Raw genomic sequence first — 16342 nt, 5'->3', positions numbered from 1 at the left:
TTTAATGATTTCTCATTAAAAATAAATGACAAAAAGAATAAAAAAACCAATAACAGAATTCAATTCTGTTTTTTTCTAAAATGGTTGTCATATTGATTAGGATAATTGTTAATATCACCGATGGCGATTTCATTTGTGATGTTCTTGAGGGAGGTTGGGGGCTAAATTCACGTCTAAGGCGGCAAAGCTCATCCCACAGCATAATGAGAAAATCCTTAATAAATCTTAAAAAACATTAGTTGGGCAGCTAAAGGTTGTATTAGGGTATACGTGTAATTTTATGGGGTGGTCGTGCCCCTAAGTACTCGGTCCTAAAGAGGAATGTAGTGTGTCGAGATTGCGAGTTGGTGTGATTTTTGGCGGTAAATCGGCTGAACATGAAGTGTCATTGCAGTCGGCCAAAAATATCGTGGATGCGATTGATAAAGCAAAGTTTGAAGTGACACTGTTGGGCATTGATAAACAAGGTAAATGGCATATTAATGATGCATCCAGTTACTTGTTAAATGCAGAAAATCCGGCGTTGATTTCCCTGAATCATTCAAACAAAAATGTAGCGCTGATCCTTGGCCAAGAGAGTCAGCAACTCATTGCTACGGATAATGCAGCTGCATTGGCTCAGTTGGATGTCATTTTCCCTATTGTACACGGGACATTAGGGGAAGATGGTTCCTTGCAAGGCCTGTTGCGTATGGCCAATATTCCTTTTGTCGGCTCAGGTGTCGTGGGGTCTGCGGTTAGTATGGATAAAGACATCACTAAGCGGTTACTGCGTGATGCTGGGTTGAATATCGCCCCTTTTATTACACTGACACGTGGCAATAAAGACAGCTACGATTTTGAAAAGGTTTCAGAAAAACTCGGATTACCTTTATTTATTAAACCGGCGAATCAGGGCTCCTCGGTGGGCGTGAGTAAAGTGCGCAATGCGGCCGAATATCAACAGGCGGTGACGTTAGCCTTTGATTTTGACCATAAAGTGTTGGTGGAGTCGGCTATTATTGGGCGGGAGATTGAATGTGCCGTCATGGGCAATGACAACCCGCAAGCCAGTTTGTGTGGCGAGGTAGTTATCAGCGACGAGTTTTATTCTTATGACACTAAATACATAAATGAAACCGGTGCTCAAGTCATCATTCCTGCGCCAATAGACAGTGCTGCCAGTGACAATATTCGCGCGGTAGCTTTAGCAGCATTTCGAGCGCTCGAATGCTGTGGTATGGCGCGGGTGGATGTCTTTTTAACCCCAGATAACCGCGTAATTATCAATGAAATAAATACGTTACCTGGATTTACTAATATCAGTATGTACCCCAAATTATGGCGCGCCACCGGTGTGGGCTCGACAGAATTGATCACCATACTGATTGAGTTGGCTTTAGAGCGCCATCAGCAAGATAAGTCGCTGAAAAGCTCCATCCTGAAATAAGACTGACTACCGCTATTCTCTGAAAAAAGAGCTGCCTCGGGCAGCTTTTTTATTGCTGTTAGAATTGACTTGACAAATCGTCAATAAATGACAATATTTTAATTATGAAACTTACAGAAGATCAACTCCTGTTGCGGGAGAGCAAAAAAATCGTTGAGGCACTGGGAAAAACATTTGCACCCTTAGTGGAGTTTGTTTTGCATGACCTGACTCAACCTGAACATGCCATTGCGGCGATTTCAAACAATTTATCCGGTCGTGAAATCGGTGAGCCAGCGACTGAACTGGGGTTGAGCCGTATTGCCGACCCTAACTTTCCTGAAGTTATTGTTAACTATCCGAATCAATTTCCTGATGGTCGCCCGGCAAAAAGTACATCAATTGGCTTGAAAAATAGCAAAGGGGAATTCATCGGGGCACTTTGTCTAAATATGGATATCTCGCTGTTTTCCGCCGTTAGCGCCAGTTTATCTCAACTGATCCAAACGACACCGGCAGAGGTTCAGGAGTCTCTGGCATCACCTCGCCTTGAGATGCTGCGCACTCAACTGGAGCAATTCGCTGCCGCGCACAATACCACTCCACGCGCGCTAAACCCGGCACAGCGACGTGAAATTGTCCGTCAACTGGCGCAAGCGGGTTTGATGGATTTGAAGAATGCCCAGACCGTGGTTGCTAATAATCTGGGCGTCGCCCGCTCTACTGTTTATACCTATCTCCCTACTGAAGGAAGTTGAAGATGGCCCCATTAGTCATCAGTTATGACGATATTATCCAAGCACATCAGCGGATTGCAGGTTTTGCACTTAAAACCCCAGTATTGACTTCCTCCACCGCCAATGAGCAGACCGGTGCGCAGTTGTTTTTTAAATGCGAAAATTTCCAGCATATGGGGGCGTTTAAATTCCGTGGCGCTTATAACGCGTTAGTGAAATTATCGCCGGAACAGCAAGCAAAAGGGGTTATTGCTTTCTCGTCGGGGAATCATGCGCAGGCTATTGCTTTGTCTGCGCGTAAATTAGGTATTCGCGCGGTTATTGTCATGCCTAAAGATGCGCCAGCAGCTAAAATCGCGGCGACACGAGGTTATGGCGGCGAAGTGGTGCTATATGACCGCTATCTTGAAGACCGTGAAGCCATTAGCCGTAAACTGGCACAAGAGCAGGGGCTAAGCTTGATTCCACCTTATGACCATCCGGATGTGATGGCCGGGCAGGGGACGGCGGCAAAAGAATTATTTGAAGAAGTGGGCGAGCTGGATGTGCTGCTGGTGCCATTGGGCGGCGGCGGGTTATTGTCCGGCTGTGCCACGGTGGCCAAAGCGCTCTATCCCAATTGCCAGGTATTTGGGGTGGAACCCGCCGCCGGTAATGATGGGCAGCAGAGTTTCCGCAGCGGAAAAATTGTTAAAATTGACACGCCAGTGACTATTGCGGACGGCGCGCAAACTCAGGCTTTGGGTCACTATACTTTCCCGGTTATTCAGGAGTGGGTTGATAATATTCTGACTGCCAGCGATGACCAATTGATCTCGGCAATGAAGTTTTTCGCCAGCCGAATGAAGATTGTGGTTGAACCCACCGGTTGCTTAGGGGCGGCTGTCGCTTTTGGTGATGAGCTGGATTTACGTGGTAAACGAGTCGGGGTGATTATTTCGGGCGGCAATGTCGATTTAGCGCGTTTGGCCCACTTTATTGATAAGTCTTGATGATGTCCGAGCCTATCTTAATAAATTCAACAGCGGGCCTGCCGCCAGCAGGCCATTATAGCCATGCTGTCTGCGCGGGCGGTATGGTCTATCTTTCTGGCCAACTGCCCGTCACGGCGCAGGGCGTGGCATTATCAAACCAACCTTTTGATATTCAGGTTATGCAGGTTTTTGCCAATATTGAAGGGATACTCGCGGACTGCCATTGCAGTGTAAATAGCTTGGTTCAGGTGCGAGTTTATCTGTGTGATATTGCCCTATGGCCACATTTCAATGCGCTTTATGCTGATTGGTTAGGGCCACACAAACCGGCTCGTTGCGTGGTGCCAGTGTCCGTTTTACATCATGATTTGGCCTTGGAAATTGAAGCGGTTGCTCTGCTTCCAGGCTAGTTTTTCGCTATCACGAAATTTGCGTGGTCAGGATCTCGGTTAATCTTGAATTTCTCCGATTTAACTGTATTCTTATACAGTGGTTTTGGCGGGGGATAAACATGCGGAAAATTATTCATGTCGATATGGATTGCTTCTTCGCGGCTGTTGAAATGCGCGATGACCCCAGTTTGCGTGATATTCCTATTGCGATTGGCGGTAGTCAGGACAGGCGCGGTGTCATTAGCACCGCCAATTATCCTGCTCGACGTTATGGGGTTCGCAGCGCGATGCCGACCGCTATGGCGCTGAAACTCTGCCCACAACTGAAAGTGATCCCTGGCCGAATGGCGGCATATAAAGAAGCGTCGCTACATATCCGTGAGATTTTTGCGCGCTACACCCCTTTGATTGAGCCACTTTCACTGGATGAAGCCTATCTGGATGTTTCTGATTGTCTGGCATGCAGTGGTTCCGCCACATTAATTGCACAAGAAATCCGCCAGTCTATTGCTATGGAGCTTAATCTAACTGCATCTGCGGGCATTGCTCCCATCAAATTTTTAGCCAAGATCGCGTCTGATTTAAATAAACCCAATGGTCAGTATGTGATAACCCCAGATAAAATATTGCCTTTCTTGTCTGACTTGCCGCTGAGTAAAATTCCGGGTGTGGGCAAAGTGACCGCGAAACGTCTGCAAGAGCTGGGGCTGATAACCTGTAGTGATGTACAAAACTATCCACAGGCTGAATTATTAAAGCGCTTTGGTAAGTTTGGTCATGTGCTATGGGAGCGCAGCCACGGTATTGATGAGCGCGAAGTTTCTCCCGACCGTTTGCGCAAATCGGTTGGGGTCGAGCGGACACTGGCTGAGGATATTCATGATTGGGAAAGCTGTGAGTTATTGATTGAAAAGCTTTATATTGAGCTGGAAACCCGTCTTCGTAAGGTTAGGCCGGATCTGCATATCGCCCGACAAGGGGTAAAATTAAAATTTCATGATTTTCAGCAAACTACACAAGAGCATGTTTGGCCGGAGCTGAATAAAGCGGACTTATTGCAAGTAGCGCGGGCAGCATGGAATGAGCGGCGGGCGGAGCGGGGGGTGCGTTTGGTGGGGTTACATGTCACTTTGCTGGATCCGCAACTCGAGCGGCAATTACTGTTGAGTTGGGAATAACTCTGACGAATAAAAAACGGCGGGCCTAAGTGCCGCCGTTAATCATATAAAACAAAACCGGGTTTCTTATGCGCGCTCAGGAATCGCTTTCAGCAGCGCAGTCAGTAATTGCCAATATTGACCCACACTTTCGATATGAACTTGTTCATCCGGTGAATGTGGCCCTGTCATAGTTGGCCCAATCGACACCATATCCATCTCTGGGTAAGGTTTTTTAAATAAACCACATTCCAGACCGGCATGGATAACCATGATATTGGGTGTTTTGTTAAACAATTTTTGGTAAGTTTCCCGCACCAATGCCATCACCGGCGAGGTTGGGTCAGGTTGCCAGCCAGGGTAGCCGCCTTTTGGCGAGGTTTCTGCGCCAGCCAACTGACCAATCGCAGTCAACATTCCCACCACGTAATCTTTGCCGCTGTCGATCAGAGAACGGATTAGGCAGATGATTTCTACTTCATTCTCATTCATGGTAACCACACCCACATTCAGTGAGGTTTCAACCACACCTTTTACTGCATCACTCATACGAATGACACCGTTTGGCGTGGCATTCAATAAGGCGATCAGGCGCTGCTGGGTATCTTTTGTCAGAGCCTTAGCATTATCAATAGATAGCGGCTCAAGCAATACAGTCAGATTTTTTTCAACTGCGGCCAGCTCATTTTTCAAGGTTGCCAGATACTCCTGGCTCAGGTTTTTCAGCTGATCGACTTTATCTGCGGCAATCGCCAAGGTCACAGAACCTTCACGTGGGATAGCATTACGCAGCGTGCCGCCATTCAAATCCAATATCCGCAGGTCTAAATCTTTGGCCTGGTCGAACAGGAATCGGGCCAGCAGTTTATTGGCATTACCTAGCCCTAAATGGATATCAGCGCCTGAATGACCGCCTTTCAAACCTTTAATGGTCAACTTCAACGTCTGGTAACCGGTAGGAACCGCTTCGCGCTTTAGTGCTAAAGTGGTAATAAAATCAATACCCCCGGCGCAACCCATATAGATTTCACCTTCCTGCTCGGAATCGGTATTAATCAGAATATCGGCTTTCAACCAGTTAGGTTGCAGACCAAATGCGCCATCCATACCGGCTTCTTCGGTCATGGTCAGCAGCACTTCAAGTGGGCCGTGTTCGACGCTATCGTCAGACAGCACCGCCAATGCGGAGGCCATACCAATGCCATTATCCGCACCTAATGTGGTGCCACGGGCTTTAACCCATTCACCGTCGATATAGGGTTGGATAGGGTCTTTGGTAAAGTCATGTACCGTATCATTATTCTTTTGTGGCACCATATCTAAGTGAGCTTGTAGCGCAACGGGCTTACGGTTCTCCATCCCCTTGGTAGCTGGCTTACGCAGCAGGATATTACCGACCTTATCACGCTCCGCATGTAGACCTTTTTCCTTGGCCCACGTCATAATATGCTGTGCCAGTGCTTCTTCGTGGTAAGACGGATGGGGAATCGAGCAGATTTTTGCGAAAATATCCCACAACGGCTGAGGCGAAAGTTGAGACAGTTCAGACACTGTAAGTCTCCTGTACAAAGTTAGATCGAGATTGATATCAGATGATTATTATATAAATCATCTGGTTATATTGTTAGTTTATTACGCGTACAAAGTAATGGATTTCTATCTTGGTAATGATCTTATCCAATAGCTCGGCGGTGAAGCTACTTTAGCTATTGGATAAATGAGCCGTGTTTAACTGTTGATATCAACCAATATGGGTATCTTGATTTTTTTGCTTCCACTCACGCATAAAATGCTTTATCAAAACGAAACTTACAGAACCCACGAAACCAATCAGTGTAAAGAATATTAGAACCAGTAAACGTTTAGATGCATCTTTTATTGTCGGTTCTGTCGGTTGCTGTAGATATTTAAAGGGAACTATATCGATATCATCAATTTTTAATCCGTTCAACTTTTCTATATATAACTTACGATTCAAAAGGTCGGGATCAATTAAAGCTGGGTCGGTAATGGATTTCTCAATTTCTAACTTTTTGTTCAATGTGTCTGAACCAATAGTAATCGGGAAGTCTGGGTCATCATTAATCACAGTGCCACTACCATATATAGGCTTTTTAATGCCAGCGGCATTAGCCATATCAATTGCATATTTTAATCGTTCAATTCTAACTTCTTGATTGTTTTTAGCTCTTAATAAATCTAAATTATATTTTTCTGTACTAAGGTTTTTAGCTGTATCAATAGTTCGTTTTATTTTTCGTGTAATATCAGCATCAACGATTTTCTTTACATAATTTATATATCCCAGTAAAAGATCGTGGGCATCATTAGCCGTATCTGCTCTGTGAGATAATTTATAATAACGGTATTCAGATTTATCATCAGATTTATCTTGTTGAGAACCAACAGAGTTAATATCTTGATTGATTATTTTTTCAATTAGATATCTTCTCCGTGCCTCATTTTGTGGATCCTCCTCCATTAACCTCTTAAAATAGTTAGTACTGACCAAATATTCAGCACGCATATCTCGAGAGTCAAAATTTTGCTTAAATGTGGATAATAAATAATCCGAATCAATATCTATTGCAATATCTAATGCCGCTAAATCAGAGGTTATTTTATCTAGAACTTGAATTGATTCATCACTTGGTTTGACTACAATAGCAGTACTTGTCCATTGGTTAGGAAGCGTATAAGCTACAGTAAAACCGGCCGCTATAAATAAAAGAGTAACTATTATTATTTTAAATTTAGAATTTAAAATAACTGTAATCAATTCAAAGAAGTTAATATCATCCTTTTGCGGAGATAATGTAGAGAAGTCATAATATTGACTTTTTATCGGCGCAGTATCATTTTTATTACTATTATCACTCATATTTAAAATATCCAATCTATTAAAAATAAAGAAAACTAAATATATTCTCCTCAGAAAATCATGAGGTTATTACTACTGCGTATATCGACTAAGATAACAATACTTTATGGTAGGTAATAAAAATGTTACCCGATAGGACAAAAGTCGCTAAAATTTAAATGTTATCAGTAAAGTTATCACCGATGATCACCTTTTCAAGGTGTTGAACTTTTGAAGATATATTTATGTCGTTTTCAGGCATAGACCAGTGTGGCATCTCCTTAGCAGTATCGAGAACAAATGGGCCTTGCTTCCATTCAAAAATAAATGCTTTGCTTGAGATACAAACCAAGGTATGAAATATATTGGGTGGAAGCTGCACGGCAAAAACTTTATGTTTATCACCTAATAAATAGATTTCTGTTACTGTCCCTTGTTCTGAAAAGAGTATTAGTTTTACTTCTCCCTCAACAACATGGAAAAACTCCCATTGATGAGATTGTGTATGTTTGTGCGGTGGAATGTATGTTCCATGCAGTAAAGCAATAGCAATCCTTTGTACTGGGTCCTGATAATCATTATGAATATTGAAATGATCACGTCGACGCGGGGATGTAGCAGCTTTACTATATAAATCAATTTTAAATTTTTCGTCAAAAAGGAACACTTAACCTCCGCGATAAGAAATTAATATTTTTTCCAAACGACACGATTAATATAATCAACATAGCTGTGTATTATACGCACAACTTTATCCGAAACATTGGGCATAGAATAGTCGCTCACTGGTCGTAGTAAACGATGTTCACCAGTTGGCTGGCTTTCCAAAATAGACAATGACTGCATAACTCTTTCAACACTTAAACCAGTCATAATTACCGAAGCTTCTTCCATTCCCTCTGGCCTTTCATGTGCTTCACGAATATTTAATGCTGGGAAGTTAAGAATAGATGATTCTTCCGTAATGGTGCCACTATCCGAAAGTACCACTTTGGCTTCAAGTTGTAATTTAATATAATCAATAAAGCCTAAAGGTTTTAGAAGTTGAATATTGGGATGAAAAGTAAGATTATTTTCTTCTATACGTTTCCGAGTTCGAGGATGTGTTGAAACGATAACCGGAAAATTATATTTCTCTGCAATCTTATTTAAGATATCTGCTAATTTTTTAATGTTGCTTGGGCTGTCTACATTCTCTTCACGATGAGCACTGACAATAAAAAATTTACCAGGTTCGAGTTTAATTCGGGTAAGTACATCTGATTTATGAATTTTATCAATATGCTGATTAATAACTTCAAACATTGGACTGCCAGTTTTTATTACACGATCTGGGCTTAAACCTTCAGAAATAAGATACTCACGAGCAATATCTGAATAGGTTAAGTTGACATCTGAAATATGATCAACGATCTTTCTATTAATTTCCTCTGGAACTCTCTGGTCAAAGCATCTATTGCCTGCTTCCATATGAAAAACAGGTATCTTTCTTCTTTTGGCAGGCAATGCAGCTAAGCAACTGTTGGTATCACCCAGCACTAACATAGCATCGGGATTTATTTTAGAAAGTAGTTCATCCACTTTAATAATAATATTACCAATCGTGGTTGCTGCATTATCACCTGCTGCATTAAGAAAATAATCTGGTTTTCTAACACCAAGATCATTAAAGAAAATTTCATTTAATTCAAAATCGTAATTTTGACCCGTATGAACAATGATATGCTCACAATGTACATCAAGCTTCTTAAGGACTGCTGAGAGTCTGATAATTTCAGGTCGTGTCCCAACAACACTAAGCACGCATAATTTATTTTTCATATGACATATCCCAAGCTACTGTGTCAGGTTTATTACGATCAAAAATTTCATTTGCCCACAACATTACAATGAGTTCATCAGAACCTATATTTTTGATGTTATGTGCCCAACCCGGTATTGTTTCAACAATTTCAATATTGGCAGCGTTTTTTTCAAACTCAATAACTTCATGAGTTATAATATGTTCAAACCTAAATAGTGCCTTGCCAGATACAACAATGAATTTTTCATTCTTAGTATGATGGTAATGTCCACCGCGAGTTATGCCTGGTTTAGCGGTAAAAAATGAAAATTGGCCATAAGCTGGTGTTTTCAGCAACTCAGCAAAACTACCTCGGGGATCTTCATATACCGGAACGGAATATGAAAATTTTTCAGGGGGCAAATAACTAAGATAAGTAGCATAAAGGGCACGGCTAATACCTTCACCCACCGAATCTATAGTTAAATCATTGCGTGAAGATTTAAACCCTATTATTTTATCCGCCAAATCTTGGAGTGATATTTTATATTTAACTGGAATATCATAAAAGATATCATTGTTATTTTTAATATCCAGATGGCTAACAAATGCCTCAATAACATCATCGATATAAACAATCTCTAGGGTAAATGAAGGATTGTCGATGGTTAATGGTATATCATTAATAACATTATGACAAAAAGTAGCAACTACTGAATTATAATTTGGTCGACACCATTTACCAAAAACCCCATGTAAACGGTAGATAGATGCATTAATATTTGATTTTGTCACTGCCTCCTGAATTATTCTTTCAGCATTTAATTTGCTTTTTCCGTAGGCATTATCTTTTTCAGCTTGTATTGATGATGAATAAATCAGTGAGGCTTTAGGATTTCTCTCAGCAATAATTTTGACTAGAGTTTCTGTAAAATCAGTATTTCCACTAACAAACTCATCATCAGTTAATGGCCTATTAACGCCAGCTAAGTGATAAATTATATCTACGGCTATGACTTTATTGGTAAGCTCAGATATATCATCTTCATGTGTAAACGTTAGCACTATGAGACCACGTTCTTTAAGCGCTACACTCAGGTTTTTACCTATAAAACCATTAGAGCCAGTGATTAGTACTTTACGCATAATTAATACTCCGGCTGTACAGTATTACCACTAACTATTTCCCGCATAAACTTCAGTTTTAGTAGTAATTTCTTTGTATCTTCAAGGTTTAGTCTGGTTGTGTTATGAGAGTTATAATCAGCAATTTCAGTTATTTTCTTCTCACCATTCTCAAAGAATTTACCATAATTTAAATCACGGTTATCTGCGGGAATACGGTAATAGTTTCCTTGATCCTCTGCATGAAGCATCTCTTCTCGGGTCAACAATGTTTCGTAGAGTTTCTCTCCGTGGCGCGTTCCGATTATATTTATCGGATGCTCAGGTTTACTCATAAGTTCAGTAATAGCTTTTGCTAAAATTTCAATTGTTGCTGCCGGTGCTTTTTGAACAAAAATATCACCATTTGAGCCATGGGTAAAAGCATGGATAACCAGATCAACGGCATCTTCAAGAGTCATCATAAAGCGTGTCATTTCAAGATCAGTTACACTGACAGACTCATTTTTTAAAATCTGATTAACAAACAGCGGGATAACAGAACCACGTGATGCCATCACATTTCCGTATCGAGTACCACAAACAACTGTGTTAGAGGAAGATAAATTACGGGATTTTGCCACCATAATTTTTTCCATCATGGCTTTAGAAATACCCATTGCATTAATAGGATAAACTGCTTTATCTGTACTTAAACAAACAACACGTTTAACGTTATGATTTATTGCGGATTCAATAACGTTTTCAGTCCCCAAGACATTTGTCTTAACTGCTTCAAGAGGATAAAACTCGCAAGAAGGGACTTGTTTTAAAGCCGCTGCATGGAAAATATAGTCTACACCACGCATTGCGTTAGAAATGCTCTGGTAATCTCTAACGTCACCTATATAAAACTTCAATTTATCATTTTTGTACTTCTTACGCATATCATCTTGTTTTTTCTCATCACGACTAAAGATTCGAATTTCAGAGATACTCGTTTCCAGAAAACGATCGAGGACAGCGTTGCCAAATGAGCCTGTCCCACCGGTAATAAGTAATGTTTTTGAATTGAACATTTTTAACCTTGATTATTGATAATTTCATCAGCAGCAGCAGCAACTGTGAATTTTGCATGTAATAGACGGTTTGAATTAATTCCTAACTGTTTTCTTAATAAAGAATTTTCAAGAAGAGTCAGTGCATTGTGATAAAGAATATCGTCTTCACCATTAATAGTAACGAAGCCTGCATTGTATTCTTGTATTATTTCTTGCAGATCGTTTCCTTTGTTTACACTTCCTAAGATAGGTATACTATTAGCCATATAGCCTAGTATTTTCCCAGGAAAGTTATGACTTTTATGATTACGACAAAGAGAGAATAGACCTACATCGACTTCGTGCAAAATAGCTTTGAATTTTTGTTGTGATACCGATGGTAATATAGTGACGTTATTTATTTTATCTTGAATTACCATATCCTTAATAAGTGTGACTTCATCTCCTTGTCCCAGAAAAACAAAATGTGCTTCCGATTTATGCTGAAGGCGTTTGGCAAGTCTCACTAAGTTTTTCATGTCCTGTGCTTTGCCAATATTTCCCCCATAGAAAAATAAAACTTTATTCTCTAGACCTAAGTGTTTTTTGAAGTCTATATTATTTTTCTCTAAATTAGGGCTAACCCAATTAAATAGCAGGCGAGTTTTGTAACGGTCACTAAAGCACTCTTTGAAATACTTAATATTAGCAATAGACTGAATTCCGATAACATCTGCGGAGCTATAATTTAATCTTTCTATAAATCTGAAATATTTAGTGATAGGATTATTGGCTTTTATAATTCCGTTATCTATGATCCACTGAGGAAAGAAATCACGCAAAATTAAATACAAAGAGCACTGAAATCTCTTTTTAAGTTTTATAGCAAACCATCCCCAGAAGATAGATGGTGAATAGCTGATAATTAAGTCAAAGTTTTTATTTTTCAGATGTCTATTTGTGTATAACCATGCTTTAAATGGAAGAAGTGATTCATTTATAGCTCGTTTGATAAGTGAGCAATTTTTTATTGGGCCAAGTTTGAATCTTACAACCTCAACATTATCGATATAATCACTATGATAATTACTTTTTAAATGACTAGATGGTGTTATTACTGTTACTTTATATCCTCGTTGAACTAATTCACAAGCAAGTTCATGCATCATTTTTGCTGCGACTTTTGTACTATCAGGAATATAGTCATCAACAAGTAAAACAATACTTTTTTCTTTAATATCATTTAGCATATAAAATACTCAAATATTTTTCAGCTCGTTCTCTTGCGGATGGAAACCGACTTACGAGTTCTTTTCCATCCAAACATTTTTTATTTATAACTAATGGATTTTCATAGGCTGTAATAATAGTATTGGCAATATCATCGGCTTTTAGCGGATCAAAGTAATAAGCCGAATCTCCACATACCGTTTTTGCAAATGCTCGATTTGAAGTGAAAATAGGTTTTCCCATGTACATCGCTTCTACATAGGAGGCACTAAAACATTCTAATAGTGTAGGCAGGAATAATGCATCACATACTTCGTATAGAGGAGGGCACTGTGCACTACTTACTTTACCCAATGTGATAAGCCGATCTTGATATTTTGTTGGAATATTTTTCTTAAATTCGTCACTGACTGTTAAAATAAATTTAAATCTAGAAGGAAGCTTTTCTACAAGATCAGCAATAATAGCTAAATTTTTATGCGGATAATCATGTGAGATTGTGAGTAGCCAAATATCATCATTTTTAATAGGAAGTCTATTTAGAACTTGGCGATCAAATTTTTTCGGTTCGTAAAATACAGATGAAATTGTGTTTGAAACTGTAAACACATTTTGAGGATTAATTTTAAGACGCTTTCCAATTTTTAGCCTAACATCATCTGTTTCAGTAACAAGTTTAGTTGAGTTATTCTTAAAATAAAAAGGTTGAATAAAACTAAGAATTATAATTTTTATTTTTTCTTTTAATAAAAGCTTGTTAAAAATAACAGATGTATTATAAATTAACCAAGCTTGAGCAAAACCGACTAAATGATTTTTAACCTTAGGTTTCCAGTAACTTGGGCCGAATATAGTAAATACATCTGTTATTTGATATTGTTTTACCAGCTCATCTAATCTTTTTCTTGTTGAGAAGTTGAATATACCTGATGGTGTTGATTCAATCACTTCGCATGATTTTTGTGCTTGGCTGGATAATTGTTCAAAAACCACTGGTGATACCGCAGCAATAAAATTAACTTTTAGTGCAGTAAATTCTTCAATAACTGAAATACCAACTTGGAGTCCCCCTCCAATATATAAGTTACTGGCATTGACTAATAGCATCATTTCTTCCTTTCAATCCAATGTAATTTTACAGCTTGCTCTCGAGCCAACGACGCATTTTCACCTATTATTTTAGAATAGAGAGAATTTCTATAGGGTAGATACTGATTTTGGAAATATTCATTTGAGGTGAATCTAATAAAAGCGATTAGTATATAGCAAGAAAATAAAATTGAGAAGGCTACTTTATTAGCTATACTTTTATTTATCATTATTAAGTAACTAACTAATATTATAAATATTGGAGCAAAGTATTCATCAACTCTGGAGGTGATAGTTCCATATTTGCCAAAATAAACATCAATGATTAGCATTGTTAATATAATCGTTTCTAAACTAGATGCGAAGTTTAATGGTAATTTTTTATTGGCAAACTCAAAGTAAATGTGCTTTTTCTTGATAAAGTAATAAGAAATAATAATAATTTTGACGAGTAGATTATATGTAAATATATTTCCAGTGCTAGCATTTAAAGTGTAAAGATGAATCTTTTCAAGATAGGGATTATAAGAGAATAATGTTAATGCTTCTAAAATAATTTCTATTGGATATAATCCAACCACGGACATTACTACACCAAACAGCACACTAATTTTCATTAGTCGCTTAAATATTGCATTATCTATAAATGGTAATATTATCAATATTATCGCTGATATATGGAAAGATGAAGCGAGTAAACATAAAGCTATATAATGTTTCTTCTTACCATTTAAATAGTAACTAAGTGCAATATAGAAAATAGCAACAGCAATGATTTGCCTTAAGGCTTCAATATTAAAACCAAAAGATGAAATAAAATAAATAGTTAAACAAAAAAGTGGAAAAGGTGAGTATTTTTTAAAGAACCGATAAAGGATAAATAATATAAATATGCTTATCATGCATACAAAAGACCAAAATCCAAAACCCAAATAACTTATAAATGAGGACAGCAGTTGGTATCCCGGTTCTATTGTTAAAGTATTTGTACTATTACCGTTAAAAGAGTCTCGGTAAAAAAGCCAATCTACCCCGAGTTCATAACGTAATCCAATCACTAAAATAATTAGTAAGAATAAAACATATTTAACAATTAATTTATTTTTAGAAAAAGCAATATCAATATTAGCAATGAGTAATGTTAGTACGGAAAACAAACCATAAATTATCATATTACTCACTTAGTGATTTTAAAATTTTAGATTTGGCTACAAACACTATGACCATTAGAAAAATTATGAGTTTTAAGACTAGTCCCGAAATTAAGTCCATCTCATTTAAATATAATGTTACGGGATAAACTAATAATAACCCAACGCTATAGAAAATAAGATATTTAAATGGAATGATATTATTTCTAGTAATATAAGTAGCTGTTGTATAGTGGAGTGCAGCTAAGAAAAAGTAAGCTACAACGGTAGCCCAAGCAGAACCGGCAATACCGAATTTTGGAATTAAGTAATAATTTAAGATGATATTAATCCCTAATGCTCCCAACGTAGCACAAGAAATAATAACTGTTTTCTTTTTATAAAAAATAAAATTAACATAAACCAAATAGATATGAATTAATGAATTCCCAATAATTATTAATGGTAATATTGGAATGCTATCATAATATTTATCACTAGCGAGAAATACCACCATTTCTTTAGAAAACAACATGCTGAGGGCACAGATTAAGAATATCAATACTGTACTTGCATATGTTGCTTTTTTTATTGCCTCATCATCTCTAATATTGATTAATTTATAAAGCTTGGGTTGCCATGATGAATTCCATGCCATAATAACAACAATAACACACATACCTAAATTATATGCAAAAGAGTAGATGCCCGCTGAATAAGTGCCCATTATTTTATTGATAATAAGTCTATCGGCTTGCGATAAAAGTGAATTTGAAAGAACATGTACAATTAAGGGTAACGAAAATATTAGTGCTTCTTTTAGATAGAGAAAATTGAACTTACCACGACTTAGCTTCCATAAAATCATTGAAACGTATGTAATAAGGATTATATTGACAATCATCTGAGCATAGATTTTTGACATATATTGATTTGATGTTAAAAAATATGCAAAAGCAAAAATTAGTATCATTTCGCTAATTTTAGCGACTATATTAAAAATGACATAACGTTTACTTTGTCTCGATGCTTGTAGATAACATGTGTATATATATATATATGAAAGCATTACACATATTGATAATACGGATATAAAGTCTTTCTCATTTATGCCAAGAAAGGAGCTGACGGGGGCTCTATATAAAGGTTCTAGTATTATCAATATGATCTGAAATGGGATAATAAAACAAAGAATACTTAATAAATAGCTATCAAAATGTTCACTCGTTATCATGAATCTATTAGTTATTGCATTTTGCAAGTTTAAACTAATAAATACATATAAAATTATTGTTGCTGTATTAATTAGAGAGAGATATCCATATTGTATCGGGTCAAGTAAACGAGAAAGTAGCGGTAGGGAAATAAATAAGAAGCCCTTAACGAATACATCACCAAGAGCATAATTAAAAAAATCTGTTAATGTTTTAGATTTCAT

At 37.9% G+C, this 16342-nt stretch carries 15 protein-coding genes; 5 read left to right on the top strand and 10 right to left on the bottom strand.

Features of this window, described 5'->3' with window-relative positions; all coding sequences use genetic code 11:
- The first annotated feature begins 328 nt into the window (after positions 1-328).
- From ddlA to dinB, 5 genes are all read left to right on the top strand, one after another.
- Positions 329-1429, top strand: coding sequence for a D-alanine--D-alanine ligase (gene ddlA / locus DXZ79_RS15255; protein WP_050291400.1), 1101 nt, complete (start codon positions 329-331; stop codon positions 1427-1429).
- A 104-nt stretch (positions 1430-1533) separates the two neighbouring features.
- Positions 1534-2166, top strand: a complete 633-nt coding sequence (locus DXZ79_RS15250) for a helix-turn-helix transcriptional regulator (protein ID WP_038631368.1) — start codon at positions 1534-1536, stop codon at positions 2164-2166.
- A 2-nt stretch (positions 2167-2168) separates the two neighbouring features.
- Entirely contained in the window at positions 2169-3137 is a 969-nt protein-coding gene (locus DXZ79_RS15245) for a threo-3-hydroxy-L-aspartate ammonia-lyase (RefSeq protein WP_038631370.1), read from the top strand.
- Positions 3137-3529, top strand: coding sequence for a RidA family protein (locus tag DXZ79_RS15240; protein WP_038631372.1), 393 nt, complete (start codon positions 3137-3139; stop codon positions 3527-3529). Before DXZ79_RS15245 ends, DXZ79_RS15240 begins: the two co-directional genes overlap by 1 nt.
- A gap of 101 nt (positions 3530-3630) precedes the next feature.
- The gene (dinB, locus tag DXZ79_RS15235; protein ID WP_038631374.1) at positions 3631-4689 is read left to right on the top strand and encodes a DNA polymerase IV; all 1059 of its coding nucleotides are present in this window, start codon (positions 3631-3633) and stop codon (positions 4687-4689) included.
- Positions 4690-4755: 66 nt separating this feature from the next.
- On the opposite strand, the gene pepD is transcribed toward dinB, so the two are convergent.
- From pepD to DXZ79_RS15185, 10 genes are all read right to left on the bottom strand, one after another.
- Complete coding sequence (pepD, locus tag DXZ79_RS15230; RefSeq protein ID WP_038631376.1) at positions 4756-6219, bottom strand: beta-Ala-His dipeptidase; 1464 nt, start codon at positions 6217-6219, stop codon at positions 4756-4758.
- A 190-nt stretch (positions 6220-6409) separates the two neighbouring features.
- On the bottom strand, positions 6410-7549 hold the full coding sequence (gene wzz(fepE), locus DXZ79_RS15225) for an LPS O-antigen length regulator Wzz(fepE) (RefSeq protein WP_038631378.1): 1140 nt from the start codon (positions 7547-7549) through the stop codon (positions 6410-6412).
- 154 nt (positions 7550-7703) lie between these two features.
- On the bottom strand, positions 7704-8195 hold the full coding sequence (locus tag DXZ79_RS15220) for a WbuC family cupin fold metalloprotein (RefSeq protein ID WP_050291399.1): 492 nt from the start codon (positions 8193-8195) through the stop codon (positions 7704-7706).
- A 20-nt stretch (positions 8196-8215) separates the two neighbouring features.
- On the bottom strand, positions 8216-9349 hold the full coding sequence (gene wecB / locus DXZ79_RS15215; RefSeq protein ID WP_038631380.1) for a non-hydrolyzing UDP-N-acetylglucosamine 2-epimerase: 1134 nt from the start codon (positions 9347-9349) through the stop codon (positions 8216-8218).
- Positions 9339-10457, bottom strand: coding sequence for a UDP-2-acetamido-2,6-beta-L-arabino-hexul-4-ose reductase (gene wbjC, locus DXZ79_RS15210; protein WP_120011419.1), 1119 nt, complete (start codon positions 10455-10457; stop codon positions 9339-9341). The genes wecB and wbjC overlap by 11 nt, the downstream gene beginning before the upstream one ends.
- A 2-nt stretch (positions 10458-10459) precedes the next feature.
- Positions 10460-11494, bottom strand: a complete 1035-nt coding sequence (locus tag DXZ79_RS15205; protein ID WP_038631383.1) for a polysaccharide biosynthesis protein — start codon at positions 11492-11494, stop codon at positions 10460-10462.
- A 2-nt stretch (positions 11495-11496) separates the two neighbouring features.
- Positions 11497-12705 carry a glycosyltransferase family 4 protein gene (locus DXZ79_RS15200; protein ID WP_120011418.1) on the bottom strand — a complete coding sequence of 403 codons (1209 nt, stop codon included), beginning with the start codon at positions 12703-12705 and terminating at the stop codon, positions 11497-11499.
- Positions 12695-13795 (bottom strand): glycosyltransferase, encoded by a 1101-nt coding sequence (locus DXZ79_RS15195; protein WP_120011417.1) that lies wholly within the window; start codon positions 13793-13795, stop codon positions 12695-12697. Before DXZ79_RS15195 ends, DXZ79_RS15200 begins: the two co-directional genes overlap by 11 nt.
- Positions 13792-14946: an EpsG family protein gene (locus tag DXZ79_RS15190; RefSeq protein WP_050291398.1), complete on the bottom strand. Its 1155-nt coding sequence runs from the start codon at positions 14944-14946 to the stop codon at positions 13792-13794. Before DXZ79_RS15190 ends, DXZ79_RS15195 begins: the two co-directional genes overlap by 4 nt.
- A gap of 1 nt (position 14947) precedes the next feature.
- Positions 14948-16342, bottom strand: a complete 1395-nt coding sequence (locus DXZ79_RS15185) for an oligosaccharide flippase family protein (protein ID WP_038631394.1) — start codon at positions 16340-16342, stop codon at positions 14948-14950.

The organism is Yersinia rochesterensis (assembly GCF_003600645.1).
Taxonomy (GTDB): Bacteria; Pseudomonadota; Gammaproteobacteria; order Enterobacterales; family Enterobacteriaceae; genus Yersinia; species Yersinia rochesterensis.
Note: the sequence above shows the minus strand (reverse complement) of the source record. Positions and strands in the feature narration are given on the sequence as shown.